28 protein-coding genes are annotated in these 25668 nt (G+C 72.8%); 13 read left to right on the plus strand and 15 right to left on the minus strand.

The genetic code is table 11. The features are described from left to right. Positions 1–390: 390 nt before the first annotated feature. From ACFWBN_RS31255 to afsQ1, 3 genes are read right to left on the minus strand one after another with little or no spacing between them, the layout of a single operon-like run. Positions 391–1026: a hypothetical protein gene (locus ACFWBN_RS31255; RefSeq protein ID WP_385182266.1), complete on the minus strand. Its 636-nt coding sequence runs from the start codon at positions 1024–1026 to the stop codon at positions 391–393. Further along, complete coding sequence (locus ACFWBN_RS31260) at positions 1013–2497, minus strand: ATP-binding protein (RefSeq protein WP_385182269.1); 1485 nt, start codon at positions 2495–2497, stop codon at positions 1013–1015. Before ACFWBN_RS31260 ends, ACFWBN_RS31255 begins: the two co-directional genes overlap by 14 nt. Next, complete coding sequence (afsQ1, locus tag ACFWBN_RS31265) at positions 2494–3171, minus strand: two-component system response regulator AfsQ1 (RefSeq protein ID WP_215018238.1); 678 nt, start codon at positions 3169–3171, stop codon at positions 2494–2496. The genes ACFWBN_RS31260 and afsQ1 overlap by 4 nt, the downstream gene beginning before the upstream one ends. Before the next feature lie 179 nt (positions 3172–3350). Here afsQ1 and ACFWBN_RS31270 point away from each other — a divergent pair, with 179 nt between their 5' ends. Then, on the plus strand, positions 3351–4046 hold the full coding sequence (locus tag ACFWBN_RS31270; RefSeq protein WP_385182273.1) for a SigE family RNA polymerase sigma factor: 696 nt from the start codon (positions 3351–3353) through the stop codon (positions 4044–4046). Between the two features lie 471 nt (positions 4047–4517). On the opposite strand, the gene ACFWBN_RS31275 is transcribed toward ACFWBN_RS31270, so the two are convergent. Then, complete coding sequence (locus ACFWBN_RS31275; protein ID WP_385182395.1) at positions 4518–5225, minus strand: uridine kinase; 708 nt, start codon at positions 5223–5225, stop codon at positions 4518–4520. Positions 5226–5295: 70 nt separating this feature from the next. Between ACFWBN_RS31275 and ACFWBN_RS31280 the strand changes: the two genes are divergently transcribed. Continuing rightward, positions 5296–5649: a hypothetical protein gene (locus tag ACFWBN_RS31280; protein WP_385182276.1), complete on the plus strand. Its 354-nt coding sequence runs from the start codon at positions 5296–5298 to the stop codon at positions 5647–5649. A 74-nt stretch (positions 5650–5723) separates the two neighbouring features. Here ACFWBN_RS31280 and ACFWBN_RS31285 read toward each other — a convergent pair whose 3' ends face one another. The 3 genes from ACFWBN_RS31285 to deoC are packed head-to-tail and all read right to left on the minus strand — an operon-like array spanning position 5724 to position 9014. After that, positions 5724–6617: an aldehyde dehydrogenase family protein gene (locus tag ACFWBN_RS31285; RefSeq protein WP_385182279.1), complete on the minus strand. Its 894-nt coding sequence runs from the start codon at positions 6615–6617 to the stop codon at positions 5724–5726. Continuing rightward, on the minus strand, positions 6610–8046 hold the full coding sequence (locus ACFWBN_RS31290; protein ID WP_385182282.1) for an aldehyde dehydrogenase family protein: 1437 nt from the start codon (positions 8044–8046) through the stop codon (positions 6610–6612). Before ACFWBN_RS31290 ends, ACFWBN_RS31285 begins: the two co-directional genes overlap by 8 nt. A gap of 5 nt (positions 8047–8051) precedes the next feature. Then, positions 8052–9014 (minus strand): deoxyribose-phosphate aldolase, encoded by a 963-nt coding sequence (gene deoC, locus ACFWBN_RS31295; RefSeq protein ID WP_385182398.1) that lies wholly within the window; start codon positions 9012–9014, stop codon positions 8052–8054. 253 nt (positions 9015–9267) lie between these two features. On the opposite strand from deoC, the gene ACFWBN_RS31300 reads away from it, so the two are divergent. The 5 genes from ACFWBN_RS31300 (at position 9268) to ACFWBN_RS31320 (ending at position 12609) form a co-directional block, all read left to right on the plus strand. After that, a complete protein-coding gene (locus ACFWBN_RS31300) occupies positions 9268–10254 on the plus strand; it encodes a hypothetical protein (protein WP_385182285.1) in 987 nt (328 codons plus the stop codon). A 92-nt stretch (positions 10255–10346) separates the two neighbouring features. Continuing rightward, on the plus strand, positions 10347–10964 hold the full coding sequence (locus ACFWBN_RS31305) for a class F sortase (protein ID WP_385182288.1): 618 nt from the start codon (positions 10347–10349) through the stop codon (positions 10962–10964). A gap of 25 nt (positions 10965–10989) precedes the next feature. Continuing rightward, positions 10990–11634, plus strand: coding sequence for a PH domain-containing protein (locus tag ACFWBN_RS31310; RefSeq protein WP_385182292.1), 645 nt, complete (start codon positions 10990–10992; stop codon positions 11632–11634). A 135-nt stretch (positions 11635–11769) separates the two neighbouring features. Beyond that, the gene (locus ACFWBN_RS31315) at positions 11770–12354 is read left to right on the plus strand and encodes a VanZ family protein (RefSeq protein WP_385182296.1); all 585 of its coding nucleotides are present in this window, start codon (positions 11770–11772) and stop codon (positions 12352–12354) included. A 54-nt stretch (positions 12355–12408) separates the two neighbouring features. After that, complete coding sequence (locus ACFWBN_RS31320; RefSeq protein WP_385182299.1) at positions 12409–12609, plus strand: PspC domain-containing protein; 201 nt, start codon at positions 12409–12411, stop codon at positions 12607–12609. A gap of 12 nt (positions 12610–12621) precedes the next feature. Here the strand turns inward: ACFWBN_RS31320 and ACFWBN_RS31325 are convergent, their stop codons facing one another. From ACFWBN_RS31325 to ACFWBN_RS31335, 3 genes are all read right to left on the minus strand, one after another. Beyond that, complete coding sequence (locus ACFWBN_RS31325; protein ID WP_385182302.1) at positions 12622–13386, minus strand: hypothetical protein; 765 nt, start codon at positions 13384–13386, stop codon at positions 12622–12624. A 127-nt stretch (positions 13387–13513) separates the two neighbouring features. Further along, on the minus strand, positions 13514–13768 hold the full coding sequence (locus ACFWBN_RS31330; RefSeq protein ID WP_385182304.1) for a hypothetical protein: 255 nt from the start codon (positions 13766–13768) through the stop codon (positions 13514–13516). Positions 13769–13907: 139 nt separating this feature from the next. After that, positions 13908–15056, minus strand: coding sequence for an adenosine deaminase (locus ACFWBN_RS31335; protein WP_385182307.1), 1149 nt, complete (start codon positions 15054–15056; stop codon positions 13908–13910). A gap of 113 nt (positions 15057–15169) precedes the next feature. Here ACFWBN_RS31335 and ACFWBN_RS31340 point away from each other — a divergent pair, with 113 nt between their 5' ends. Both ACFWBN_RS31340 and ACFWBN_RS31345 read left to right on the plus strand, forming a co-directional pair. Continuing rightward, the gene (locus ACFWBN_RS31340; RefSeq protein WP_385182310.1) at positions 15170–15895 is read left to right on the plus strand and encodes an alpha/beta hydrolase; all 726 of its coding nucleotides are present in this window, start codon (positions 15170–15172) and stop codon (positions 15893–15895) included. Between the two features lie 66 nt (positions 15896–15961). Then, positions 15962–16333, plus strand: a complete 372-nt coding sequence (locus ACFWBN_RS31345) for a cupin domain-containing protein (protein ID WP_385182312.1) — start codon at positions 15962–15964, stop codon at positions 16331–16333. Here the strand turns inward: ACFWBN_RS31345 and ACFWBN_RS31350 are convergent. Next, the gene (locus ACFWBN_RS31350; RefSeq protein ID WP_385182315.1) at positions 16300–17400 is read right to left on the minus strand and encodes an ATP-grasp domain-containing protein; all 1101 of its coding nucleotides are present in this window, start codon (positions 17398–17400) and stop codon (positions 16300–16302) included. The genes ACFWBN_RS31345 and ACFWBN_RS31350 overlap by 34 nt on opposite strands. A gap of 263 nt (positions 17401–17663) precedes the next feature. On the opposite strand from ACFWBN_RS31350, the gene ACFWBN_RS31355 reads away from it, so the two are divergent. Then, positions 17664–18677 (plus strand): LuxR C-terminal-related transcriptional regulator, encoded by a 1014-nt coding sequence (locus tag ACFWBN_RS31355; protein WP_385182318.1) that lies wholly within the window; start codon positions 17664–17666, stop codon positions 18675–18677. Between the two features lie 108 nt (positions 18678–18785). Here ACFWBN_RS31355 and ACFWBN_RS31360 read toward each other — a convergent pair whose 3' ends face one another. Next, a complete protein-coding gene (locus ACFWBN_RS31360) occupies positions 18786–19724 on the minus strand; it encodes a LysR family transcriptional regulator (protein WP_385182400.1) in 939 nt (312 codons plus the stop codon). Positions 19725–19822: 98 nt separating this feature from the next. Here ACFWBN_RS31360 and ACFWBN_RS31365 point away from each other — a divergent pair, with 98 nt between their 5' ends. Together ACFWBN_RS31365 and ACFWBN_RS31370 are read left to right on the plus strand one after the other, a co-directional pair. After that, the gene (locus ACFWBN_RS31365) at positions 19823–21121 is read left to right on the plus strand and encodes an MFS transporter (protein WP_385182321.1); all 1299 of its coding nucleotides are present in this window, start codon (positions 19823–19825) and stop codon (positions 21119–21121) included. Positions 21122–21228: 107 nt separating this feature from the next. Further along, positions 21229–22224, plus strand: a complete 996-nt coding sequence (locus ACFWBN_RS31370) for a sigma-70 family RNA polymerase sigma factor (RefSeq protein WP_385182324.1) — start codon at positions 21229–21231, stop codon at positions 22222–22224. On the opposite strand, the gene ACFWBN_RS31375 is transcribed toward ACFWBN_RS31370, so the two are convergent. Then, complete coding sequence (locus ACFWBN_RS31375; RefSeq protein WP_385182327.1) at positions 22120–22461, minus strand: STAS domain-containing protein; 342 nt, start codon at positions 22459–22461, stop codon at positions 22120–22122. The two genes, ACFWBN_RS31370 and ACFWBN_RS31375, sit on opposite strands and share 105 nt — an antisense overlap. Before the next feature lie 56 nt (positions 22462–22517). On the opposite strand from ACFWBN_RS31375, the gene ACFWBN_RS31380 reads away from it, so the two are divergent. Beyond that, positions 22518–23096, plus strand: a complete 579-nt coding sequence (locus ACFWBN_RS31380) for a ferredoxin (RefSeq protein WP_385182331.1) — start codon at positions 22518–22520, stop codon at positions 23094–23096. Between the two features lie 336 nt (positions 23097–23432). Here ACFWBN_RS31380 and ACFWBN_RS31385 read toward each other — a convergent pair whose 3' ends face one another. Then, the gene (locus ACFWBN_RS31385) at positions 23433–24272 is read right to left on the minus strand and encodes a hypothetical protein (RefSeq protein ID WP_385182333.1); all 840 of its coding nucleotides are present in this window, start codon (positions 24270–24272) and stop codon (positions 23433–23435) included. 118 nt (positions 24273–24390) lie between these two features. Continuing rightward, positions 24391–25668 carry a thymidine phosphorylase gene (locus ACFWBN_RS31390; protein WP_385182336.1) on the minus strand — a complete coding sequence of 426 codons (1278 nt, stop codon included), beginning with the start codon at positions 25666–25668 and terminating at the stop codon, positions 24391–24393.

The raw sequence follows: 25668 nt of genomic DNA on the forward strand, positions 1-25668 counted from the left end.
CCCGGAAGTCTTCGTATTTCCGTGGCCGGGCCGCCTGTCAAGGGTGGCCGAAGGCCATCGCGAAGCGACGCGACCGCAGGGAGCGCCCTTGACAGGCCGTCCCGCCACGGAGAGACGATGAGACTGACGGGAAACCCCCAAACCCTCCCTGATGCCCCCCACTTGAATCCCGACCCCCGAAGCCACCGATCGGCAGGCCGACCCACCGGAGCAAAATGCCGCTCCGCCCGACCCCGACCGCCGGCTGCCGAACCTCAGCTGCGCCGCTGAGGGGGGCGGGTGGGCAACCACCGACCGAGCCCGGGGAGCCCGAGGGGGAGATAGCGGGCCCGATCTGCGGCGGAGCCCCAACAACAGCGCCCCGCCCACGCAACGGCACCGAGGCCCCCCTCAGCCCCCCGCCGCCCCAGAAGGCCGCACGATCTCGCCCAATGTCGGCACCGACTCCGGCCTGGAGCGGACCGCGTCCGTGCATTCCCAGGCGCGCGGCGGGTCCTCGTTCGGGCCGCCCAGGACGACCGGGCCCGGCCCGGCCGACACGGCGTCGTTGCCCGCCAGCGTGCACACGATCTGCGACAGCGCCACCGGCGGCAGGTCCTCCGGCTTGCGGCTCAACCGCACCGTGCCCGCCGGATCCCCCGCCCTCGGCGCGACCGCCGTCAGCCCCGTCGGGACCCCGGTCGTGAAGCCCGCGTCCCGCTCCTCCCCGGACGGCGTCCGCTCCAGGGCCTCCAGCAGCGCCTGCGCGACGAGCGCCACGGGATCCCGTAGCACCCGCTTCTCCGGTACCGGAACCACCCGGTCCACGCCCACCAGCTGCGATCCGCAGACCAGTTCGACCGTGGCCCGGAAGCCCTGCTCCCCGCTCTGCCCGCCCGGCTGCGCCGGGGTGTCGCACGACACCCGCGAAGGCGCCGGACCCACGTCCACCGGCACGGTCGTCGCCCTGATCCCGCACCCGGAAACGCAGCCCGAGAGCAAGAGCGAGACCAGCGCCACCACAGGGAGGGAACTACGCCTCTTCACCCGCGATCACCTTCCCCACGTCCACCGGCAGCCGCAGCGTGAACAGCGCCCCGCCCCCCGCCCCGTTGGCGGCGGTGATGTCACCGCCGTGGATGTGCGCGTTCTCCATGGCGATCGACAGGCCCAGCCCGCTCCCGTCCGACTTCGGACGGGACGCGCTCGCCTTGTAGAAGCGGTCGAAGACGTGCGGCAGGACGTCCTCCGGGATGCCCGGCCCGTTGTCCTGCACCGCGATCACCAGCCACTCGCCCTCCACGACCACCTTGACCCGCACCGGCGAGCCGCCGTGCTTGAGCGCGTTCCCGATCAGGTTGGCCAGGATGACGTCGAGGCGGCGCGGGTCGAGCCGCGCCACGATGCCGCGCTCGGCGTCGAGTTCGACCGCGTCGAGCCAGGCCCGCGCGTCGATGCAGGCCGTGACCTGGTCGGCGACGTCCACGTCGTCCAGCACCAGCCGGGCCGTACCCGCGTCGAAGCGGGTGACCTCCATCAGGTTCTCCACCAGGTCGTTCAGCCGCCGCGTCTCGCTGACGACGAGCGCCACCGCCGGTGCGATCATCGGATCGAGGTCGTCGACCTCCTCCTCCAGCACCTCGGCGACCGCCGTCAACGCCGTCAGCGGCGTGCGCAGTTCGTGCGACATGTCCGCGACGAAGCGCCGGCTCGACTCCTCCCGGGCGCTCATGTCGGCGACCTTCTTCTCCAGCGCCTCCGCCGTCTTGTTGAAGGTGTGCGCCAGATCGGCGAGTTCGTCCGTGCCCGACACGTCCAGCCGGTGGTCCAGCTCCCCCTCGCCCAGCCGGCGCGCCGCGTCGCCCAGCCGCTGCACGGGCTTGAGCACCGTACGGGCCGCGGCCTGCGCCAGCAGCGCCGAGCCCAGCAGCGCCAGCCCCGTCGCGATCGTCAGCGACCAGGCGAGCGCGTTGAGGTCGTCCCGTTCCTGCGCGAGCGACTTGTACATGTAGCCGGTCGGCCCGCCGCCCACGATCCGCGTCCCGCCGACCAGGTACGGATTGCCGCGCGGCTTCGTCCGCTGCCAGTAGACGTGGTACTCCGCGTCGTTCGCCGCCGTCGTCTTCTGCCGGTCGTTCACCGCGTCCTGGAGGGACTTCGGTACGTCGGCCAGCCGGAAGGCGTCCGGCCCCGCCTGCCCGTACACCTGCCGGCCGTCCTTGCGCTCCTGCACCAGCAGCACGCTGTACCCGGGGCTGCTGCCCGCCATCAGCTCGGCGGTGCGCTGCATCTCCTCGGCCGTCGGGTCGGCGGGCAGCGCGGCGGCACGGTTCTGCATCTCCTGCCGGAAGTCGCCGAGGGCGGCGTCCTGGGTACGGGTGAGGACCGCCTCGCGGTTGAGCCAGTACGCGATCCCGGAGGCGGATACCGCGGCCGTCAGCGCGACCAGGGCGAAGACGACGAGGAGCCGCAGCCGCAGGCTGGTCCAGCGCCGGCCCGCGAGCAGCGCGCGGATCACTGCGGGGAGTCCAGGCGGTAGCCGACGCCCCGGACGGTCCGGATCAGGGTGGGCGAGGACGGCACGTCCTCCACCTTGGCGCGCAGCCGCTGCACGCAGGCGTCGACGAGCCGCGAGTCGCCGAGGTAGTCGTGCTCCCAGACGAGCCGGAGCAACTGCTGGCGGGAGAGGGCTTGTCCGGGGCGGCGGCTCAGCTCCAGCAGCAGCCGCAGCTCGGTCGGCGTGAGCTGGAGGTCCTCGCCGTTCTTCGTCACCGTCATGGCGGACCGGTCGATGACGAGGGAGCCGAAGCTCGCGGAGTCGCTGGACTCGCGCTCGCCGCGGCGCAGCACGGCCCGGATCCGGGCGTCGAGGACGCGCCCCTGGACGGGCTTGACCACGTAGTCGTCGGCGCCGGACTCCAGGCCGACGACCACGTCGATGTCGTCGTTGCGCGCGGTGAGCAGGATGATCGGCAGCTGGTCGGTGCGGCGGATCCGCCGGCACACCTCGAAGCCGTCGATCCCGGGCAGCATGACGTCCAGCACGATCAGATCCGGCCGCTGCTCGCGCAGCAGTTTGAGGCCGTCCTCGCCCGTCGCCGCGGTGGCCACACGGTGGCCCTGGCGAGACAGGGAGAGTTCGAGGGCCGTGCGGATGGCGTCGTCGTCCTCGATCAGCAACAGGAAAGGCACGGGCTCATTCTGTCCCATCGGCCGTCGGTAGTTCGACCGTCGGGGACACGGGATCTGCCGGAGGTCGCTGTGACAGGCCTGTGACAGTCGGCGGACACCCCGGTTAAGTCGGCCGGGCAGTCTTCTATCAGCGAACGAAAGCACGGAACCGAAGCAGACTCCACGACGGGGGGCGCGAGATGAACACGCTGCACAGCACCACGACCAGCGCGGTTGTCACGCGGCTGCACGATGTGAACCGTCGGGCGGGTGGCCGTTCGGTGACGGTCGCCCGTCCCCGGCCGGCCCATCTCGTAGCCATTGACGCTAACCAGTACCAGGCGGTTCCCGAACGGCCCACCCCGTCCTCCACCTCGGAGGCGGAGTTCACGGCATACGTGCAGGAGCGCCGGGCGGCGCTGTACGCGACGGCCTTCCACCTCACCGGCGACCGGTACGAGGCCGAGGACCTGCTGCAGAGCGCGCTGTTCTCGACGTACCGCGCCTGGGACCGGATCAGCGACAAGGCCGCCGTCGGCGGGTACCTGCGCCGCACGATGACGAACCTGCACATCAGCGCGTGGCGCCGGCGGAAGCTGAACGAGTACCCGACGGAGGAGCTGCCGGAGACGGCGTCGGACACGGACGCGATGCGCGGTACGGAACTGCGCGCGGTGCTGTGGCAGGCGCTGACCCGGATCCCGGAGCCGCAGCGCACGATGCTGGTGCTGCGGTATTACGAGGGCCGCACGGACCCGGAGATCGCGGAGATCCTGGGGATCAGCGTCGGCACGGTGAAGTCGAGCATCTGGCGGTCGCTGCGGCGGCTGCGGGAGGACGAGGCGCTGAGCTTCGGCCGCGACGAGGCGGAGTCCTTCGAGGAGCTCGTCGCCTGAGGGCGGCGCGCACGGACCATCGGGCCAGGGGGCCCGTCCTACGGGGGTGGGGCGGGGGCCGCGGGGGGAAAAGGCGGGATCATGCGGCCGGGGGTCCGCAGGGTCCCGCCTTTTCGCGTGTGCGGTCCAGCCCGGCTCCGCCGAGCCCGCGCGACGCGGGAGCGTGGCCGACCAACCCGGCTCCGCCGGGACCTGGGGCTCCGCCGAGCCCGCGCGACGCGGGAGCGTGGCCGGCCAGCCCGGCTCCGCCGGGACCTGTGGCTCCGCCCCAGACCCCGCGCCTCAAACGCCGGCGGGGCTGGATGTGGCCGGCCTCGGCCTGCAAGTGCGCGTAGCGCAACCTTCCGCACGCGCGGGACGGCGGGGGCATATCCAGCCTCGCCGGCGTTTGAGGCGTGGGGGGTCCCCCCGGACGGAGTCTGGGGGAGGGTCCGGGGCGGAGCCCCGTGCAACGGCGCCGCAGGCGGGCGGCTACGCCACGGCGGCGGCCCGGTGGCGGCCCGCCGCGGCGGCGGCCAGGCGGCCGAGAGCCTCGTCGCGGGCACACGCATGCGCGCCCAGCGCGATGTGCCGGGCCACGATCCCCCGCTCGGCCCGCATGAGCCGCCAGCCCCTCCGCAGGAGGAAGGGGACCGACTTGCGCCCCTCCCGCAGGTCACGGGCCAGCCTCCGCCGGAAGGTCGTCGACGGCCGCCCCCGCAGGCAGATCGCGTCGGCGAGCAGGCCCAGTTCCTGACAGCGCGCCGCGATGTCGGCGGCGAAGATGCCCTCCGCGATGAACAGCGGCGTCCGCGGCGACCTCGCGATGTCCAGCACCTCGGCCCCCGTACGCGCGCTCGTCGAGATGTCGTAGACCGGGACGTCCGTACGACCGGACGCGCACAGCTCCGCGATCGCGGCCACGGCCGCCTCCGCGTCCCAGGACAGCGGCGAATCCCAGTCGATGTCGGAGCTGCCGTCGACCAGCGGGAGGGTGGGGTCGTCGCCCTCCTTGTAGAAGTCGTCGAGGCGCAGCACGGGCAGCCCGGAGCGGGCGGCCAGTACGGATTTTCCGGAGCCCGACGGACCGGTCAGCAGGACGACTCGGGTCGGCGAAGGAGAAGAACAGCTCACGGGACACCAGTCTGAACCATTCCCCCGGGTAGGGGATCCTCCCGGTGGCCGGTTGGTATCGAGGATCACACCTCCACTACGCTGCGTGCGCACGCGACTACGACCGAGTACGTACGACCACAGGGCGGGATTCCCCATGGCACGCCACTCAGCAGCCCCCTCCGCAAGCAGCCGGCTCCGCTCCGCGGGCCTGACCGTCTCGATGGCCGGCGCGGCCCTGGCGATGGCGGCCGGGGGTGCGCAGGCCGGTGAGCTCGATGTCCCGGCGGCCCTGGCCGGGGTCACCGACCCGATCGCGAACCTCAAGGTGAACCCCCTCGCGCACACCGGCGTGGACCCCCTCGACAACGGGGTGGGGACCAGGGTGGCCGACTTCCCGGCCGTCGGCACGGGGATGGTCACGGGGATCCTGACGCAGGGGCCGTCCGTGGGCGAGCTGCCCGCCGCGGCCGCGTCCTCGCTGCTCGGGCCCCTGCTGCCCCCGAAGTAGCGGCGGGACCGGGTAGCACGGAGGCCCCGGCAGCGCGGGGGACGCTGCCGGGGCCGGTTCATGTGGGGATCCGTCTAGTACGAGGATCCGCCCGAGCCCAGCGAACCCGTCGGGTGCCAGACCGTCTTGGTCTCCAGGAACGCCGTCATGCGGGACGTGCCCGGGTCCGCGGTCCAGTCGTCCACAGGCTGTGGACGCAGGACGCGCTTGAGGTTGTCGGCCGCCGCGATCTCCAGCTCCTTGGCCAGCGCGGTGTCCGCGCCCGCCAGGTCGATCGCGTTGACGTCCTGGTGGGAGGCCAGGTGCGGGCCCATCTCGGCGGCCTTGCCGGACAGGATGTTGACCACGCCGCCGGGCAGGTCGGAGGTGGCGAGCACCTCGCCCAGGGAGAGGGCCGGCAGCGGGGCCTTCTCGGAGGTGATCACGACCGCCGTGTTGCCGGTCGCGATGACCGGGGCGATCACCGAGATCAGGCCCAGGAAGGACGAGTCCTGGGGGGCGATCACGGTCACGACACCGGTCGGCTCCGGGGTGGAGAGGTTGAAGAACGGGCCCGCGACCGGGTTGGCCCCGCCCACGATCTGGCCGATCTTGTCGGTCCAGCCCGCGTACCAGACCCAGCGGTCGATGGCCGCGTCCACGACCGCGCCGGCCTTGGACTTGGACAGGCCCTCGGCCTCGCCGACCTCGCGGACGAACTGGTCGCGGCGGCCCTCCAGCATCTCGGCGATGCGGTAGAGGATCTGCCCGCGGTTGTACGCGGTCGCGCCCGACCAGCCGCCGAACGCCTTGCGGGCCGCGACGACCGCGTCACGCGCGTCCTTGCGGGAGGACAGCGGGGCGTTGGCCAGCCAGTTGCCCTTGGAGTCCGTCACTTCGTACACCCGGCCGCTCTCGGAGCGGGGGAACTTGCCCCCGACGTACAGCTTGTAGGTCTTGAAGACGTTCAGACGGGTCGACTCAGACATCGAGGTAGCCCTCCAGGCCGTGGCGGCCGCCCTCGCGGCCGAAGCCCGACTCCTTGTAGCCGCCGAAGGGCGAGGTCGGGTCGAACTTGTTGAACGTGTTGGCCCAGACGACACCCGCGCGGAGCTTGTTCGCGACCGCGAGGATGCGGCTGCCCTTCTCCGTCCAGATGCCGGCGGACAGGCCGTACTGGCTGTTGTTGGCCTTGGCGACGGCCTCGTCGGGCGTACGGAAGGTCAGCACGGACAGCACCGGGCCGAAGATCTCGTCGCGGGCGACGGTGTGCGCCTGGGTGACGTTCGTGAAGAGCGTCGGGGCGAACCAGTAGCCCGCGGACGGCAGCTCGCACGCCGGGGACCAGCGCTCGGCGCCCTCGGCCTCGCCGGTCTCCGCGAGCGCGGTGATCCGGGCGAGCTGCTCGGCGGAGTTGATCGCGCCGATGTCGGTGTTCTTGTCGAGCGGGTCGCCGAGGCGCAGGGTCGACAGGCGGCGCTTGAGGCTGTCCAGCAGCTCGTCGTGGATCGACTCCTGGACCAGCAGGCGGGAGCCCGCGCAGCAGACCTGGCCCTGGTTGAAGAAGATGCCGTTGACGATGCCCTCGACGGCCTGGTCGATGGGGGCGTCGTCGAAGACGATGTTGGCGCCCTTGCCGCCCAGCTCCAGGGTGACCTTCTTGTCGGTGCCGGCGACGTGGCGGGCGATCTTCTTGCCCACGGCGGTCGAGCCGGTGAAGGCGACCTTGTTGACGTCCGGGTGCTCGACGAGGGCCGCGCCCGCGTCGCCGTAGCCGGTGAGGATGTTGACGACGCCCTTGGGCAGGCCCGCCTGGCGGCAGATGTCCGCGAAGAACAGCGCCGAGAGGGGGGTCGTCTCCGCCGGCTTCAGCACGACCGTGTTGCCGGTGGCGAGCGCCGGGGCGATCTTCCACGCGAGCATCAGGAGCGGGAAGTTCCACGGGATGACCTGGCCGGCCACGCCCAGCGGGCGCGGGTTCGGGCCGTAGCCCGCGTGGTCGAGCTTGTCGGCCCAGCCCGCGTAGTAGAAGAAGTGCGCGGCGACCAGCGGGAGGTCCGCGTCGCGGGTCTCCTTGATCGGCTTGCCGTTGTCCAGGGTCTCCAGGACGGCCAGCTCGCGGCTGCGCTCCTGGATGATCCGGGCGATGCGGAAGAGGTACTTGGCGCGCTCGGAGCCGGGCAGCGCGGACCACGACGCGAAGGCCTTGCGGGCGGCCTTGACGGCGCGGTCCACATCGGCGGCGCCCGCCTGGGCGACCTCGGCCAGGACCTCCTCGGAGGACGGCGAGACGGTCTTGAAGACCTTGCCGTCGGCGGCGTCGGTGAACTCGCCGTCGATGAAGAGCCCGTAGGAGGGGGCGATGTCGACGACCGAGCGGGACTCGGGAGCCGGTGCGTACTCGAATACAGATGCCATGGTGATCAGTCCACCGTCACGTAGTCGGGACCGGAGTAACGGCCGGTGCTCAGCTTCTGCCGCTGCATCAACAGGTCGTTGAGCAGGCTGGAGGCGCCGAAGCGGAACCAGTGGTTGCTCAGCCAGTCCTCGCCCACGGTCTCGTTGACCAGGACCAGGAACTTGATCGCGTCCTTGGTGGTGCGGATGCCGCCGGCCGGCTTCACGCCGATCTGGATTCCAGTCTGCGCGCGGAAGTCGCGGACGGCTTCGAGCATGAGCAGCGTGTTCGCGGGGGTGGCGTTGACGCCCACCTTGCCGGTCGACGTCTTGATGAAGTCGGCGCCCGCGAGCATGCCGATCCAGGAGGCGCGGCGGATGTTGTCGTACGTCGACAGCTCGCCGGTCTCGAAGATGACCTTGAGGCGGGCCGCGGTGCCGTCGGGGCGGACGCAGGCCTCCTTGATGGCCTTGATCAGCTCGTACGTCTCCAGGTACCGGCCGGCGAGGAAGGCGCCACGGTCGATGACCATGTCGATCTCGTCGGCGCCGGCGGCGACGGCGTCGGCCGTGTCCGCGAGCTTGACCGGCAGGGCGGCGCGGCCGGCGGGGAACGCGGTGGCGACGGAGGCGACCTTGACGTCGGCGCCGTTCAGCGCCGCCTTCGCGGTGGCCACCATGTCGGGATACACGCAGACCGCGGCGGTCATGGGCGTCGTACGGTCGGTGGGATCAGGGTTGACGGCCTTGGCGGAGAGCGCCCGGACCTTGCCCGGGGTGTCCGCGCCTTCCAGCGTCGTCAGGTCGATCATCGAGATGGCCAGGTCGATGGCGTACGCCTTGGCCGTCGTCTTGATCGAACGGGTGCCGAGGGCGGCCGCGCGGGCCTCCAGGCCGACGGCGTCGACGCCGGGCAGCCCGTGCAGGAAGCGGCGCAGCGCGCTGTCGGACGTCGTCACGTCAGCGAATGCGGTGAGGGTGGTGGGCATGGTCACCAGATGAGCATATCTACGCGCGTAGCGACCTGTCACCCCCTCCCCTCGATTCCGCCCGATCCGCTATGGAATCGACACCTCCACTCTCTGTTACGCGGCCATGACAGGAAGCGAATCGTCCGGCCGTACAAGATCCATAAATTTGTTCTCAGCAGCCCGCCAGAACCTCACCCGGACGAAAACCCGACAGAGACAAACGCGGCATGCGGCTCTCCTTCCTTTTCCGAAACCTGCTTAAGGAGTCGTTATGCGTACCGCCGTCCGTACCGCCATCGCCACCGCCGTGCTCGCCGGTGCCCTCCTCGCCCCCGCCGGCGCCGCCTTCGCCGCCACTCCGCTGAGTGCCGCGGCCGCGGCCTCCTCCGTCCCCGACCGCTACGCCGGTACGCCCGTCTCCATCGGCAAGGGTGTGGTCGCGGTGCTGCGCAACAAGTCCGAGGGCCCCGAGGTCTGGGTCCGCGCCGTCTCCCCGGACTGGAAGCCGGGCGACGACTACATCGGCAAGGTCCTGGCCAAGCTGGACTTCGAGCACCCCAAGGCCTCGGTCGAGGGCCTGCAGCTCGAACTCGTCGAAGAGGACGTCCACCACCCGATCCTCACCGTGACCAAGGACGGCAAGACCAGCTCCTACCCGCTGCCGAAGGGCCAGGGCCCGGAGTGCATGAGCGAGCCGACGCACATATCGATCGGCGCGGGCATGGGAGCCCGGCTGTTCACCTCCCCGAAGGGTCCGCAGGCCCAGCTGTTCTCGGAGGCCGGCGACAAGACCTTCGAGACGCTGACCCGCACCACGCCCTCCCTGCCGGAAGGCGCCGGCATCGTCGCCCGCATCCTCAACCCGAGCTCCGCCGAGCCGGTCTTCGAGTGGAAGACCCAGGGCGGCGGCATGCCGTACGGCCACCAGGCCTTCCCGAAGCTGCCCAAGGGCTGCGAGTACGACTACAAGCTCGAGCAGCCGACCCAGAAGCCGCAGCCGGACCCCAAGCCGTCCACCGAGCCGACCGCGAAGCCCTCCGCCAAGCCGAGCGCCGCCACGCCGGCCGCGCCCAAGCCGCAGACCGCCGGCCAGACCTCCGTCGTCCCCAAGGGCGGGGTCGCCGCGGGCGCCGAGATCGCCACCGAGGACACCGACGACTCGACCACCGCCCTGGCCGGCACCGGTCTCGCCGCGATCGTCGCCGCGCTGGGTGCGGCCACCCTGCACCGCAAGCGCCGCGCCGGCGCCCAGCGCTGACGCTCCCGTCCCTCCCGTTCCTCCCGACCCTCCACTCCTTCCGGCGGGCCACCCTCGCGGTGGCCCGCCGGAACCGTTCCCGGAGCACCGCCATGGCCCACCGCGTCCGCCTCCTGCTCGCCACCGCCCTCCTCTCGGCCGCCCTGACCGGATGCGGAGCCGCCGCCACCACCGGCGCCCCGCCGGCGGCCGGCTCGGCCGCCCCGCCCGCCGTCACCCCCACGGCCGCCCCCGCGGCCCCGGCGTCGGCCGCCCCGCTGCCCGCCTCCGTGCCCGTACGCGTACGGATCCCCGCGGCCGGGGTGGACGCCTCGCCGCTGCTGACCCTGGGGCTGGCCGCCGACGGCACGGTCGAGGTGCCCTCCGTGGCCGACGGGGACAAGATCGGCTGGTACGACAAGGGCGTCACCCCCGGCGAGACCGGCCCCGCCGTGCTGATCGGCCACTTCGACACCGCCCGCGGACCGGCCGTGCTCAAGGACGTCTCGCGGGTCCGCACCGGCGACGAGATCACGGTCTCCCGGGCGGACGGCAGCACCGCCGTCTTCCGCGTCCGCGAGCTGGAGCAGGTCGACAAGAAGCGGTTCCCGACCGACAAGGTCTACGGGGACACCGCGCGCCCGGAGCTGCGCGTCATCACCTGCGGCGGGCAGATCACCGACGGCCACCGGCCCGACAACATCATTCTGTACGCCGATCTCGTGGGGTGAGACGGCGTGGGGCAGAATCGGCCCCATGAGCAGCCAGCAGCAGCCGACCGACGAGCCCGTCTACGACGACCGGGTCTACCGCTCCTCCATGGCCGTGGCCAGCGGTGTCGCGCTGCTCGCCCTGATCGCGTGGCTCTGCGGCGACGCCGTGGTGCGGGGCTCCGGCAACACCCCGTGGATCGCGCTCGCGATCGCGCTGTGCGCGGTCCCGCTGACCGTGGCCTTCACCCTCCGCCCCGCCGTCTTCGCCAATGACGACCGGATGCGCGTGCGGAACCCCTTCCGGGTCATCGAGCTGCCCTGGGCGGCCGTGGACGCGGTGCGCGCCGGGTACTCGGCCGAGGTACTCGCCGAGGGCTCGAAGTACCAGCTCTGGTCCGTCCCCGTCTCGCTGCGCGAGCGGAAGAAGGCGAGCCGGGGCCAGCTCTCCCGCCGCGGCGGGCTCAAGGGCAAGGGCCTCTCCGCCCCGGAGGGCGACACGGCCGCCGCTCCGGCCGGGCCGCCGCGCGCCCATGCCGACCAGGTCGTCGACGAGCTGCGGGAGCTGGCCGAGCGCGGCGCCTCGCGCGCCGGGGCCCAGGGCAGCGTGCACGTGCACTGGTCGTACGAGATCATCGTGCCCGCCGTGGCCGGCGCGCTGCTGCTGATCGTGCTCCTCGCCACGAGCTGACGAGCCGGCGAGCCGCCGAACCGCCGGGCCCGCGGGCCGACCGGCTGACCGGCCTCCGAGCGGTCCGGACAAACCGCCCGGACCCGTCCCCCGACCGGCGGAACCGGCGCTACCGCCGGGTGCGTCCTCGCAGGTGTGCAGCGCAATGAGGCAGGCGGCAGCCCCGCCAACGCCATCCCTCTCCGGGCCCGGCTCCTGGCCGCCGCCCTGCTGGCCGCCCACCTCCTGATCGTCGGGTGGCTGACCCTGCGACCACTGGACGTCCCCTGGGCCGCGGCCGCCAATCTGACCCCGCTGGAGGGGATCAGGGCGGACCTCGCCTACGGACCGCTGGAGGCCGCCCGCCGGATCGGCGAGGGGCTGGTGCTGCTCGCCCCCCTCGGCGTCCTGCTGCCGCTGGTCAGCGGGCGGCTCGCGCCGTCGCCGCTGTCCGCCTGGTCCTCGCTGGCCCGCACGGCCGCCGCGGGCGCGCTGGTCTCGGTGTGCATCGAGATGCTCCAGACCGCCGTGCCGGGCCAGGTCGTCGACGTGGACTCGGTGCTCCTGAACACCCTCGGGGTGCTGCTCGCGCACGTGGCCGTCGTACCGGCGCTGCGCGCCCGTCTGCGGCGTGCCCGAGCGGCCTCACAGGCCGCTTATCAGGGGGCTACCCCGAGAATTACCAGGGTCGGGCTCGGCCCGTGGACCGAGGTTCTGTCGGCGGTTCCGCGGGAGTATTGAGGCATCGCGAACCGGGCAGGTTTGCGAAGCAGCGATACCGACGAAGGAGAAACCATGAGCGCCCTTGCCCGCCCCCGTGACGGACGATGGATCGGCGGAGTCTGTGCCGGTCTGGCGCGCCGCTTCGGAATGTCCGCGAACACGATGCGCGTCATATTCGTCGTCTCGTGCCTACTGCCCGGCCCGCAGTTCCTGGTCTACCTGGCGCTGTGGCTGCTCCTGCCGAACGAGAAGTCCGCCTCCACCGCCTGGTAGTCCGCGGCGGGGTCAGCCCGCGTGCTTGACCTTGTCGAGCTGCTTGTCGGCGACCTCCTGCGGCACCCGCGCCTTCTGCGAGCCGGCCGCCACGTTGAGGGCCATCAGCCGCGCGACGGTGTCGCCCTCGCGCACGACGACGAGGTGGACCTGCGCCGAGACGCCCTCGGCGGACGCGACCATGGTCCAGCTGACGCTCTCGTCGCCGGCCGTGCGGAAGTCGGCCGCCTGCACCTCGCGGTAGCTGCCGGTCTGCTTCTCGACCTTGGCGGAGAAGCCCGTACCGCAGGCGGCGACGGCGTCCTTGAGCCGGGCGATCAGCGCCTTGGCGTCGCTCGCGGCGTAGGAGCTGACGGAGGCGGACACGGCGAGTCCGACCTGCTTCTGGGAGCCGATGCCGCGGTTGACGGTCTCGCGTGCGGCCGGGTCCGGCTTGTCGCCCATGATGTCGGCCAGCGGCTGGCAGGCCTTCCTGTCGGCCTGGGGCTGGCCGTCCGGGGCGTTCGGGTTCTTGCCCTGGGCGGAGATCTGGTAGCCGGCCAGGTCGCCCTGTTCCAGCGCGGACCGCTCCAGCCTGGTGCCGCCGGTCTTCGGCGCGGCCGATCCGGCGGGGGTGGACGCGGCCGGGGCGCCCGGCGCGCCCGATGCGGGTGCGGCCGACCCCTTGGGGTCCGGTCCCTTGCCCTTCGCGGGGGTGTCCGTACTGCTGCACCCCATGGCCGCGAACAGCAGGACGGGGACCAGCGCGACCATCGTCGCTCGTGCCTTCATGCGCATGACCAATGACCTCATACCGAGTGCGTCGGCGGGCAGTTGGTGGTGATCGTGGCACACGGCGCGGCGCGGCACACACCTCGTCGAAGAGGCGTGCGCCCGCCGCACGCGCGTACGTTTCGCGGCAGGATCAGCCGCCGAGGCCGTTCAGGCTGTTGGTGAGCGGGTTCAGCAGGCCGGTGACCTGAGAGGTCGGGTCGCTCGACTGCTCGCCCTCCGCGCCCATGTGCTGCTGGCTGGTCGCACCCTGGAGCGCACTCGTGACCGGGCCCAGCGCGTCGGTGAGGCCGACGGCCGGAGCGGCCGAGGCCGTACCGGCGGCAGCGACGGCGAAGGCGGCGCCCAGAGCGGCGGCACCGAGGGTCTTGGCAGCTGACTTCTTCATGAAAACGTGTCCTTGCGACGGGGAATTGAGCGGCTCCGCAAACTAGTCACTTCAAACCCCCGCCCGCAAACATCGGTAAATATGAGAAAGCGCCCGGGAATTGCTCCTCCCGGGCGCTTTCAGTACGTCATGCCATGACCTAAGCCGAGACAGAACCGCTGGTGGAGGCGGTCTGCTGGAACAGCCACTCCGACTTCAGCTCCGCATAACCGGGCTTGATCACTTCGTTGATCATGGCCAGTCGTTCATCGAAAGGAATGAACGCGGACTTCATCGCATTGACGGTGAACCACAGCATGTCGTCGAGCGAGTAGCCGAAGGTGTCGACCAGGTGCTCGAACTCGCGGCTCATGCTGGTGCCGCTCATCAGACGGTTGTCGGTGTTGACCGTGAGCCTGAAGTGCAGCTTCCGCAGCAGACCGATCGGGTGGTCGGCGTACGAGGTGGCCGCGGCGGTCTGGAGGTTCGAGGTCGGGCACATCTCCAGGGGGATGCGCTTGTCCCGGACGTACGAGGCCAGGCGGCCCAGCGTCACGGAACCGTCCTCGGCGACCTCGATGTCGTCGATGATCCGCACGCCGTGACCCAGGCGGTCGGCGCCGCACCACTGCAGGGCCTGCCAGATCGACGGCAGGCCGAAGGCCTCGCCCGCGTGGATCGTGAAGTGGTTGTTCTCGCGCTTGAGGTACTCGAAGGCGTCGAGGTGGCGGGTGGGAGGGAACCCGGCCTCGGCGCCGGCGATGTCGAAGCCGACCACGCCGTTGTCGCGGTAGCGGTTGGCCAGCTCGGCGATCTCCAGCGCGCGGGCGGCGTGGCGCATCGCGGTCAGCAGGGCGCCGACGCGGATGCGGTGGCCGTTGGCCTTCGCGCGGCGCTCGCCCTCGCGGAAGCCGTCGTTCACGGCCTCGACGACCTCTTCGAGGGTCAGGCCGGCTTCCAGGTGCTGCTCGGGCGCGTAGCGGATCTCGGCGTACACGACGCCGTCCTCGGCCAGGTCCTCGGCGCACTCGGCGGCGACCCGGAAGAGGGCGGCCTTCGTCTGCATGACCGCGCAGGTGTGCGCGAAGGTCTCCAGGTAGCGCGGGAGGGAGCCGGAGTCGGCGGCTTCGCGGAACCAGATGCCGAGCTTGTCGGCATCGGTCTCGGGGAGGTTCTCGTACCCGACCTCATTGGCCAGCTCGATGATGGTCCCGGGGCGCAGCCCACCGTCGAGGTGGTCGTGGAGCAGCACCTTCGGGGAGCGGCGGATCTGATCCGGGGTCGGCAGGTTGGGGGTCTCGCTCGTCATCTGGGCACTCTAGCTCCTACGCGCGTAGAGCGCGTGCCCGCGGCGTGCGCCGATATGTAACAGAGACCGCACCGACGGATGGCGTACACCTCCAAGTCTGAGACTGTTCCGCCATGGCACAGCATGCGCCGCCGGCGCGCGGGGTCCGTCTGGGACGGGCAGCCGGCGCGAACGGCTCGGGATCGACGGTCAGTGGTGTGGTGCTCCTGCTCCCCGGGGCGTCCAGATTCTCCCCCGGTCCGGTACGTCCGCTCGCGCGGGCGCTGGCCCGGGCGGGCGGGACGGAAGGGCTGGTCGCGCACACCCTCATCCACGGCGGGGGCGCCTCCCGCGAGGAGGAGGCCGGCTGGGCCGCGGACGAGGTGGTGCGGCGGTACGGGGACGTGCCGGTGTGCCTGGCCGGCTACGACGCGGGAGGCGTGGCCGCGCTGCGGGCGGCGGGCCACGAGGCCGTCAACTCGGTCCTGGCGCTCGCCCCTTGTTTAGGGGAATCTGCCGCCGCGGCGGATTCGCCGGAACCGGTGAAACAACTGTCGGGCCGTCAGGTGCTGATCGTGCACGGCACGAACGACGCCCGCAGCGACCCGGAGACCTCCTTCCGGCTGGCGGCGCGGGCGAAGAAGGCGAACCGGGCGACGTGCCGGTTCGAGGTGCATTCGGACGGGCACGCGCTGCGCGAGCACCAGGCGGAAGTGGTGGCCCTGTCCGTGGATTTCGTCCTCGGGGCGGTGTTCTCGGGCCGGTACTCGCGGCCGGTGACGGACGCGCTCGCCGCTCCGCCGCCGCTGGGTCTGCGGATGCCCCTCGCCTCGGGGTTCGGGCGCTCGCTGCGCGGGTGAGCCGCGGGCCCCGAGCGTAAAGTGAGGAGTGGACTCGGGGCCCATGTCTCCCGGAGGCGATCACTCATGGCCGGACTGGTGTACAGGAACTTCGACAAGGCGGACGAGAGGCGGCCGTTCGAGGACGGCAAGGGCCATCTGGACGTCCTGGAGACCGACGGCGGGTCCGTCGGGCGTGCCGTGTTCGAGCCGGGCTGGAAGTGGTCGGAGCACATCAAGCCGCTGGCCGGCACGGACAGCTGCGAGGCCGCGCACACGGGGTACGTGGTGAGCGGCCGCATGAAGATCGTCATGAACGACGGGGAGAGCGGCGAGGTCGGCGCCGGCGACTTCATCAGCATCGCCCCCGGGCACGACGCCTGGGTCCTGGGCGACGAGCAGTGCGTCGTACTGGACTGGACCGGCTACGGACAGTTCGCGAAGCCGGCCTCCGGCTGAGACATCAGCCCCGCTGCCCGGTCCAGGACGCGGGCCACGGCGTCCGCCCCCGCCGCGGTCGCGAGGACGTACGCGTGGTGCCGTGCGCCCGTCGGCGGGCGGCGGACCGTCGCGCCCGGCGGGATCTCCAGCTGCACCCTGACCACACCCGGGACGGCCCGTGCGGCGGCCAGTCCCGGGCGGAAGCCGTCGACGCGGCGGCCGGGCGGGAAGTCCACGTACCGCAGTCCGGCGTAAGCGGCGCGCGGGCTGCGCACCGGATCGGGCAGGCCCAGCCCGGCGGCGAGCGCGAGGCCGAGGACGTCCGTGCCGTGGGCGGCCCGCAGCAGCCGGCTGAACTCCTCGCCGCCGGGGCGGGCATGGGCCTCGACGAGCCGCGGCCCGCGCGCGGTGAGGATGACCTCGGTGTGGGAGGGGCCGTCGCGGTGCCCGGCGAGGTCGAGGACGCCGCGTACGAGGGCCCGTACGGCCTCGGCGGTCGCCGGATCCAGGGCGACGGGGACGTCGTGGCCGGTGGCGGTGAGCCGGGGGCCCGTGAGCCGGCGGCTCCAGCCGAGGATGCGGTGGCGGCCCGTCCGGGAGAGGGCCTCGACGGTGAGCTCCGGCCCTTCGAGGTACTCCTCGACGAGCAGGTCGGTGACCTCGGGGTAGCCGCGGGCGGCGGCGCGCGCCTCGGCCTCGTCGCGGACGAGCCGGACCCCTTCGCCTTCGGTGCCGGCGCGGGGCTTGATGACGCACGGGTATCCGATGAGGGTGGTGAGGAAAGGGAGCGTCGCGGCGCGGCCGCAGCGCGCGAAGGACACGGGCCGGGCGGGGTGCAGGGTGTTGGAACGGGCGCGCAGGGCGGCTTTGTCCATGAGGGCGGTCACGGCGGAGGTGGGGGTGCCGGGCAGCCCCAGCTCCTCGTTGGCGCGGGCGGCCGCGAGCGCTCCGGCGGCGTCGAAGCCGAAGACGGCGGCGCGGCCGTGCCGTACCGCCTCCAGCCGGCCGACCGCCCCGACGAGGAGTCGGTGGTCGCGCCAGTCCGTCCGTACCCGCCGCTCCGCCCCCTCACGGTCGGATGGCACCGATGGACCCGGCGCGACCACCACGGTGCGCGCGCCCGCACGGCGGGCGGCAGCCACCACGGCTGGTCGCGGGCTCAGCAGGACGGCCACGGGCCCCCGCCCCCTACTGGGTGTCCGCTCCTGCATACCGCGCTCCCCCCTCACGCCGTGGAGCCACTGTGCCCCTTCGGCATATGCCGATTGCCGCCGGCCAGGCGTCGTCTTGCCGCCTTGCGGGAACACGAGGGGTTTATAAAGGCATGCAATCCGGGACCAATACGCATATGCCAGCCGAAGAAGCCGGTGACCTGAGCCCCGCGGCGCGGCGCCTCTACGCGTACGCGGTCGAGCGGCACGCCTTTGACACGGGCGAGGCCACCGAGGCGCTGGGCGTGCGCGCGGCCGCCGCGATCACCGAGCTGGCCGCCGCGCACCTGCTCCAGCGGGCGCCGGGCGGCGCGCCGGACCGGTGGAGCGCGGTGGCACCCCGGGCGGCGGCGGCCCGGGCGCTGGCCCCGCTGGCCCTGCTGGTGCGGGAGACCCACGACGAGATGGACCGGCTGCGGGGGCGGCTGGAGGCGCTGGTGCCGGCGTACGAGGCGGGGACGGCGCACCGGGACCTGAGCGGGGCGGGGCGCCTGGAGCTGGTCACGGACCTGGGTGCGGTGCGGGGGCTGATCGCGGAGCTGGTCGCGGCGTGCGAGACGGAGCTGCTGACCTCGCAGCCGGGCGGGGGCCGGCCTCTGGAGACGCTGGAGGAGTCGATCGGGCGGGACGAGCAGCTGCTGACGCGCGGGGTGCGGATGCGGACGATCTACCAGCACACGGCGCGGTACTCCCGGCCGACGGCGGCGTACGTCGAGCGGGTGACGGCGCTGGGGGCGCAGGTACGGACGCTGGGCGACGGTCTGATGCGGATGCTGGTCTTCGACGGGCACACGGGGCTGATGGCGGTGCCGGACCGGAGCGGGGCGGCGCTGGTGGTGCGGGAACCGAATGTCGTGCACTTCATGACCTCGGCGTTCGAGCGGTCGTGGGTGGGGGCGGAGCCGTTCCCGACGACGGTGAGTCCGGAGGCGGCGCGGTCGATCTCGGACGAGCTGCGGCAGAACATCGTGCGGTTGCTGTCGGAGGGGCTGGAGGACAAGGTGATCGCGCGGCGGCTGGGGATGTCGGAGCGGACGTGCCAGCGGCACATTGCCGAGATCATGCGCGCGGTTGGGGCCAAGTCCCGGTTTCAGGCGGGGTATTTGCTGGCCCCGGGGCCAGGCCCGGCCCCGGCTCCGCCGGAGGGCTAGCCGGGCTGCGCCCGGACCTGGGGCTCCGCCCCAGACCCTGCGCCTCAAACGCCGGCGGGGCTGGATCTGGCTGCTGCCGTCCGCCCGGCAGAGCCGGCTGGGTTCGCCTCAAACGCCGGCGAGGCTGGAATCGATCAGGCGGCCCCGGCGGGAGAGGAGGAAGCGCTTGAACTCCGCCACCGGTGGGGTGTCGGGGTGGCCGTCGAGCCAGGCGACGCCGATTTCGCGGACGGCGCGGGGGGCGGTGACCGTCAGTTCGACGACGCCGGGGCGGGCGACGGCCGGGGGTGGCAGGAGGGCCACGCCGAGGCCGGCGGCGACCAGGCCGCGCAGGGTTTCGGCCTCCTCGCCCTCGAAGGCCACCCGCGGGGTGAAACCGGCCTCCGCGCACAGGTCGTCGGTGATGCGGCGCAGGCCGTAGCCGGGTTCGAGGGTCACGAAGGTTTCCTCCGCGGCCTCGGCGAGGCGGACGCGCTTGCGGACGGCGAGGCGGTGGTCGTCGGGGACGACCAGGCGCAGGCGCTGTTCGTCGAGGCGGCGGGCGACGAGGTCGGGGGCGTCGGGCAGCGGTGAGGTCAGGCAGAGGTCGAGCTCGCCGGCCCGGAGCTTCTCCAGCATGGCCTCGCCGTAGTTCTGGACGAGCGAGAAGCGGATGCGCGGGTGGTCGGCGCGGAAGGCGCGGATGAGGCCGGGTACGGTCTCGGAGCCCAGGGTGTGCAGGAAGCCGAAAGCGACCTTCCCGAAGGCCGGGTCGGCGTCCTGCTGGACGGATTCGGCGGCGCGGGCGATGCCGTCGAGGGCCTGTTCGGCGGAGGCCAGGAAGGTGTGGCCGGCCGTGGTGAGGGCGACGGTGCGGCCCTTGCGGGCGAACAGCGTGACGCCGAGGTCCTGTTCGAGGCGGACCATGGCCCGCGACAGGGTGGACTGCGGGACGCCCAGCTCGTGGGCGGCGCGGGTGACGTGCTCGTGCCGGGCGACGGCCGCGAAGTACGCGAGGCGCGGGGCCAGCAAACGTGTCACCGACAAGTCTTCTTCGTAACGGTTCATCGACATGCGCCGCCCTGAGCTGTGCTGATGCGTGAGTGGATCGATTATCGCGAATCCGTGCATTGGACGCATCAAAACGACGGGCCTACCTTCGACGTATGCCTCCCGCTCATACCGGGGCACCCGTCATCCCGGGTGCCTCCACCTTGTCGTTCCAGGACCCCGAGACCCGCACCCCCGAGGGCCGGGAGCCCGGCCGCCCCGGCTACCGCCGGATGAGCCTCGCGCTCTTCGCCGCCGGTCTCGCCACCTTCGCCCTCCTCTACTCCACCCAGGCGCTGCTGCCCGCGATCTCCGACGGCTTCGGGGTGACGGCAGGTCAGGCCAGCTGGACGGTGTCCGCGGCCACCGGCGCGCTCGCGCTGTTCGTCCTGCCGCTCAGCGCGCTGTCCGAGCGGTTCGGGCGCACCCGGATGATGACCTGGTCGATGGCGGTGGCCGTCGGCGTCGGCCTGCTGGTGCCCTTCGCGCCGAGCCTGGAATGGCTGGTGGCGCTGCGCGCCGTGCAGGGCGCGGCGATCGCCGGGATCCCGGCCTCCGCGATGGCGTACCTGGCGGAGGAGGTCAAGCCGAAGGCCCTGGTCGGTGCGATCGGCCTGTTCGTGGCGGGCAACTCCATCGGCGGCATGAGCGGCCGCCTCGTCACGGGCTGGGCGGCGCAGCTGGGCGGCTGGCGGGCGGGCCTGCTGGCGGTCGGGCTGATGTCGCTGGCCTGCGCGGTGGCCTTCCTGGTGCTGCTCCCCCGGGCCCGGTTCTTCCGCCCGGCGTCGCTGAACCCGCGCGCGGTGGCCCGTACGGTCGCCGGGCACCTGCGCGATCCGCTGCTGCTGCGGCTGTACGGGATCGGCGCGCTGTTCATGACCGTCTTCGGCGCGGTGTACACCGTGATCGGCTACCGCCTCGTCGACGAGCCGTTCTCGCTCGGGCAGGGCGTGGTCGGGTCGATCTTCCTGGTCTACCTGGTCGGTACGGTCTCCTCGGCGGCCGCCGGGCAGCTGGTGGCGCGGACGGGCCGGCGCGGTGCGCTGTACCTGGCGGTGACGACGACGGCGCTGGGGCTGCTGCTCTCGCTGGCCGACTCGCTGGCCGCGATCCTGCTCGGCCTGGTCCTGATCACGGCGGGCTTCTTCGCGGGCCACGCGGTGGCGTCCGCGGCGGTGAGCCGGACGGCGAAGACGGGCCGGGCGCAGGCCTCCGCCCTCTACCAGTCGGCGTACTACCTGGGCTCCAGTGCGGGCGGCACCCTGGGCGCCCTCGCCTACCACTCCGCGGGGTGGGCGGCCACGGTGGGCATCGCGCTGCTCGCGGTGCTCGGCGTCGTGTCGATCACGCTGTACGGGTCCCACGCGGCCCGCGCGGAGCGCCGGCTCCCGGCCGGGGCGGCAGCGGCGCGCTAGAGGAGCCGCCGGGTCGTACCCGGCGGTATCCCGCCGGTCGGGCTGCGGCTGTCAGAGCCCTCCGGTAGTTTCCGAAGTATCGGGTTCTACCAGGGGGATCGGCTGACATGACAGACCTCGCGACGGACACGGACCTCGATGCGGCGATGCAGCGCTACCGCGTCGAACTGACCGGCTACTGCTACCGGATGCTCGGCTCCTCCTTCGACGCCGAGGACGCGGTGCAGGACACGTACGTCCGAGCCTGGCGCAGCCACGACAAGTTCGAGGGCCGGTCCTCGCTGCGGTCGTGGCTGTACCGGATCGCCACCAACGTCTGCCTGGACCTGCTGAACGCGGGGAAGAAGCGGGCCCGCCCGATGGACCTGACCGCACCGCAGCACCAGGCCTCCGCCGTGCTGAACGAGCGGCCCGAGGTGACCTGGCTGGAGCCTGTCCCGGACGGCCGGGTGCTGCCGCAGACCGCCGACCCGGCGGAGATGGCGCTGGCCAAGGAGTCCGTCCGGCTGGCGTTCGTCGCGGCGCTCCAGCACCTGCCGGCGAAGCAGCGGGCGGTGCTCATCCTGCGCGAGGTCCTGGCCTGGAAGGCCGACGAGGTCGCGCAGCTCCTGGACACCACGGTGGCCTCGGTGAACAGCGCCCTGCAGCGGGCGCGGGCCACGCTGGCCGGCAGCCGGATCCGCGAGAGCGAGGCCGCCGATCCGCTGGACGCGGACCAGGCGAAGCTGCTGGAGCAGTACCTGTCCGCCTTCGAGGCGTACGACATCTCGCGGCTCACCACCCTCCTGCACGAGGACGCGGTGCTGTCGATGCCGCCGTTCGACCTGTGGCTGCGGGGCATCGAGGACATCGCGGCCTGGCATCTGAACCAGGGCATCGGCTGCAAGGGCTCCCGCCTGATCCCGACCACGGCGAACGGCATGCCGGCCTTCGGCCAGTACCGCCCGGCGGCCTCCGGATCGGGCCACGTCCCGTGGGCGCTGCAGGTGCTGGAGATCTCAGACGGCAAGATCGTCGGGCTCAATGCCTTCCTGGACACCGCGCGGTGGTTCCCGCTCTTCGGGCTCCCCGAGCAGCTCGACGAGGCCTACGAGGTCCAGTAGCGCCCGCAGCGCGGGGCCGGCGCCGGTGACGGCGAAGGCCCCGCCGTGCGCCCGGGCGGCCAGCCGCAGCCGCGCCAGCACCTCGACGGCGCCGAGCCCGGGCGCGGTGACGGCCCCGGCATCGCACTCCACCGCCGTCGCCCCGTCCGCGTACAGCCGGGCCAGCCGCTCGCACAGCCGCGCGGCGTCGCGTCCGGTCGGGCTGGGTCCGGGCAGCACGAGTCGTCTGATCTTCACGAGGGGATGACTCCCCTGCCTGCCGGAACTCATCGGGGGGCCCGCAGAATGACCGCATGCGACCTGCCTACTGGGACCCGTTGCCCCACGCCCGCCGGATCATCGGGAACGGAACCACACGCAGCCCCGTGTTCTGCGGGACCTGGGCCGAGCGGAACTGGCGCAACGTGCCCGGCCCGTTCTACGGCGCGGACACCGACTGCATGGAGATGGGGCGGTACGAGGCGCCGCACCACATCGCCTACGACGGCGAGCACGAGTTCGTCTTCCGCCAGCCGGTGACCGTCCTGGAGACCGAGGCCGTGGTGAGCGCCGCCGAGCTGGAGCTCTACACCAACTACGGCTGGGACGGCGACGACCACTGGACCGTGGAGACCGTCCGCGACTGGTGGCGGGACCGGGGGCGGGTCCGTGAGTGGGCGGTGTCCGCCGCCGCCGAGTGGGGCGCGTACGACGAAGACCCCCGGTACGCGGCGCACCACCACGAAGCCGCGCAGGGCCACCGGGACTTCGTCGCCTACCTCGACGACGGCCTGGAGGCGTACCTGCGCGGCTACCTGTTCTGGCTGGAGCAGCGGCGCGAGCCCTTCCCGCGCGAGGCCCTGCCGCTGCTCCGGGCGGGTCAGGGCGTCTGATCGGCGGCCGCTCGCACGTGGTGGCGGCCCCCGTCGCGGGCGGGCGGAGCGTGCCCCGCCGGCCGTCGTCCCGCGGCATCCTGTCGATGCGGGCGTTGACCGACGCCGCGCAGCGGCCGGCGGCGATCAGGCCGCGCAGTGCGTTCAGCAGGGCGGGCTTGTCGCGCGCGTCCAGGGCTTCGATGCAGCGTCTGCCGCCCTGGTCGCCCCGGACGGTGTACGCGTGCCAGGCGGACGCTGGTTCCCGCGCCCAGCACCCGCTCGTCGATCCGCGGCTCGGGCCGGGGCGGGGCCGGGGCATGAGGCCGAGCCCCGGGCAGGGGTATCGGCGCCCGCCTAACCCTGGCCGGTACCGGGGCCGGGGCCGGTGCCGATGCCCGGGGTCGCCGGCGTGGCCTGGGCAGCCGGGGTGGCCGCGGCGGCCTGAGTGGCCGGGGCGCTCGGGGTGGCCGGGGCGCTCGGGGTGGCCGGGGCGCTCGGGGTGGCCGCGGTGACCTGGGCAGCCGGGGTGCTAGGGGTGTCCGATACGGCCGGAGCGGCCGATACGGCCGGAGCGGCCGATACGGCCGGAGCGGCCGATACGGCCGGAGCGGCCGATACGGCCGGAGCGGCCGATACGGCCGGAGCGCCGGATACGGCCGGAGCGGCCGCCGTGTCCGATACGGCCGGAGCGCCGGGAGCGGATGAGCCGAGCTCGTCCGACAGTGCCAGCCGGGCCACCAGGGCGTCCGCGATCTCCTCGGCCCGCCGTCGCGAGAGGCCCCGGTGCTCCGCCGTCTCCAGGACGAGGGCCCGTACCTCCACCAGTTGCTCGCGCGTCAGCGGCGGGACCCCGACCGGAGCGGCACGCCGCCGGAAGATCCGCCGCAGCGCGGCCATCACCCCCTGCTCGGCGCGGTCCACCGTCGCGGTCAGCATCCGCTGGCCCACCCCGTCGAGCACGAGCCACACCACCGGCGTCACGAGCATCGCGATCTCACCGGCGCCGAAGCCCAGCGGCTCACGGCGCCGGCCCCGGCCGCTCAGCCGCCGCACCACCGTCGCGTCGTCGAAGCGCCGGAGCCCGTCCACGAGCGGCAGTTCCTCGGGGGCCACACCGGACACGACCGCACGCACCAGATCGCGTACCAGGACGTACGGCCTGCCGTCACCCTGCAGGTCGGTTGCAGAACCCATGCGTCCCCCCAGACGTCCGTCACCCGTCCCGCGCCGGGCGCACATGCGCACCGGCGCGGGACCGTCCACTGTGGCACGGGAGGTGACGGCCCGACAGGGCCCCTTCCGAACCCGCGGGCTAGGCGATGCGGTCCAGGACGATCGGCGTGGCGGAGACGGCCGTGCCCGCCGGGGCGATGTCGTGGCAGCCCTCCAGGGAGGCGAGGGCGTACGCGAACTTCTCCGGGGTGTCCGTGTGCAGGGTCATCAGCGGCTGCCCGGCCGTGACGGTGTCGCCCGGCTTCGCGTGGAGCTCGATGCCGGCGCCCGCCTGCACCGGGTCCTCCTTGCGGGCGCGGCCCGCGCCGAGCCGCCAGGCGCCCACGCCGACCGCGTACGCGTCGAGGCGGGTCAGGACGCCCGAGGCCGGGGCGGTGACCACGTGCTGCTCGCGGGCCACCGGCAGGGCCGCGTCCGGGTCGCCGCCCTGGGCCGCGATCATCCGGCGCCAGTGGTCCATGGCGGAGCCGTCGGCCAGGGCCTTCGCCGGGTCGGCGTCCTTGATGCCCGCCGCGTCCAGCATCTCCTTGGCCAGCGCGATGGTCAGCTCGACCACGTCCGCCGGACCGCCGCCCGCCAGGACCTCGACCGACTCGCGGACCTCCAGCGCGTTGCCGGCCGTCAGGCCGAGGGGGGTGGACATGTCGGTGAGCAGGGCCACCGTCTTGACGCCCGAGTCGGTGCCCAGGCCCACCATGGTCCGCGCCAGCTCGCGCGCGTCCTCGATGTTCTTCATGAAGGCGCCGCTGCCGACCTTGACGTCCAGGACGAGCGAGCCCGTACCCTCGGCGATCTTCTTCGACATGATCGAGGAGGCGATCAGCGGGATGGCCTCGACCGTGCCGGTCACGTCGCGCAGCGCGTAGAGCTTCTTGTCCGCCGGGGCCAGGCCGTCGCCCGCCGCGCAGATGACCGCGCCGGTGGTGTCCAGGACGTGCAGCATCTCCTCGTTGGACAGCAGCGCGCGCCAGCCGGGGATGGACTCCAGCTTGTCGAGGGTGCCGCCGGTGTGGCCGAGCCCGCGGCCCGACAGCTGGGGCACGGCCGCGCCGCAGGCCGCGACGAGCGGGGCCAGCGGCAGGGTGATCTTGTCGCCGACGCCGCCGGTGGAGTGCTTGTCGGCGGTCGGGCGGGAGAGGGAGTCGAAGTTCATGCGCTCGCCGGAGGCGATCATCGCGGCGGTCCAGCGCGCGATCTCGGCCCGGTTCATGCCGTTCAGCAGGATGGCCATCGCCAGGGCCGACATCTGCTCGTCGGCGACGACACCGCGCGTGTACGCGTCGATGACCCAGTCGATCTGCTCGGGGCTCAGCTCACCGCGGTCCCGCTTGGTCCGGATGACGGAGATGACGTCCAT

Source organism: Streptomyces sp. NPDC059989 (assembly GCF_042736975.1).
GTDB lineage: Bacteria > Actinomycetota > Actinomycetes > Streptomycetales > Streptomycetaceae > Streptomyces.

Bases quoted from the DNA above. Each gene is read 5' to 3' on its own strand.
- ACFWBN_RS31280 (WP_385182276.1), top strand. From the start codon at position 5,296: ATGGCACGCCACTCAGCAGCCCCCTCCGCAAGCAGCCGGCTCCGCTCC.
- ACFWBN_RS31360 (WP_385182400.1), bottom strand. From the start codon at position 19,724: ATGAACCGTTACGAAGAAGACTTGTCGGTGACACGTTTGCTGGCCCCG.
- ACFWBN_RS31325 (WP_385182302.1), bottom strand. From the start codon at position 13,386: ATGCGCATGAAGGCACGAGCGACGATGGTCGCGCTGGTCCCCGTCCTG.
- ACFWBN_RS31355 (WP_385182318.1), top strand. From the start codon at position 17,664: ATGCCAGCCGAAGAAGCCGGTGACCTGAGCCCCGCGGCGCGGCGCCTC.
- ACFWBN_RS31380 (WP_385182331.1), top strand. From the start codon at position 22,518: ATGCGACCTGCCTACTGGGACCCGTTGCCCCACGCCCGCCGGATCATC.
- deoC (WP_385182398.1), bottom strand. From the start codon at position 9,014: ATGCCCACCACCCTCACCGCATTCGCTGACGTGACGACGTCCGACAGC.
- ACFWBN_RS31345 (WP_385182312.1), top strand. From the start codon at position 15,962: ATGGCCGGACTGGTGTACAGGAACTTCGACAAGGCGGACGAGAGGCGG.
- ACFWBN_RS31290 (WP_385182282.1), bottom strand. From the start codon at position 8,046: ATGGCATCTGTATTCGAGTACGCACCGGCTCCCGAGTCCCGCTCGGTC.
- ACFWBN_RS31305 (WP_385182288.1), top strand. From the start codon at position 10,347: ATGGCCCACCGCGTCCGCCTCCTGCTCGCCACCGCCCTCCTCTCGGCC.
- ACFWBN_RS31335 (WP_385182307.1), bottom strand. From the start codon at position 15,056: ATGACGAGCGAGACCCCCAACCTGCCGACCCCGGATCAGATCCGCCGC.
- ACFWBN_RS31370 (WP_385182324.1), top strand. From the start codon at position 21,229: ATGACAGACCTCGCGACGGACACGGACCTCGATGCGGCGATGCAGCGC.
- ACFWBN_RS31330 (WP_385182304.1), bottom strand. From the start codon at position 13,768: ATGAAGAAGTCAGCTGCCAAGACCCTCGGTGCCGCCGCTCTGGGCGCC.
- ACFWBN_RS31285 (WP_385182279.1), bottom strand. From the start codon at position 6,617: ATGTCTGAGTCGACCCGTCTGAACGTCTTCAAGACCTACAAGCTGTAC.
- ACFWBN_RS31390 (WP_385182336.1), bottom strand. From the start codon at position 25,668: ATGGACGTCATCTCCGTCATCCGGACCAAGCGGGACCGCGGTGAGCTG.
- ACFWBN_RS31300 (WP_385182285.1), top strand. From the start codon at position 9,268: ATGCGTACCGCCGTCCGTACCGCCATCGCCACCGCCGTGCTCGCCGGT.
- ACFWBN_RS31340 (WP_385182310.1), top strand. From the start codon at position 15,170: ATGGCACAGCATGCGCCGCCGGCGCGCGGGGTCCGTCTGGGACGGGCA.
- ACFWBN_RS31310 (WP_385182292.1), top strand. From the start codon at position 10,990: ATGAGCAGCCAGCAGCAGCCGACCGACGAGCCCGTCTACGACGACCGG.
- ACFWBN_RS31320 (WP_385182299.1), top strand. From the start codon at position 12,409: ATGAGCGCCCTTGCCCGCCCCCGTGACGGACGATGGATCGGCGGAGTC.
- ACFWBN_RS31385 (WP_385182333.1), bottom strand. From the start codon at position 24,272: ATGGGTTCTGCAACCGACCTGCAGGGTGACGGCAGGCCGTACGTCCTG.
- ACFWBN_RS31270 (WP_385182273.1), top strand. From the start codon at position 3,351: ATGAACACGCTGCACAGCACCACGACCAGCGCGGTTGTCACGCGGCTG.
- ACFWBN_RS31365 (WP_385182321.1), top strand. From the start codon at position 19,823: ATGCCTCCCGCTCATACCGGGGCACCCGTCATCCCGGGTGCCTCCACC.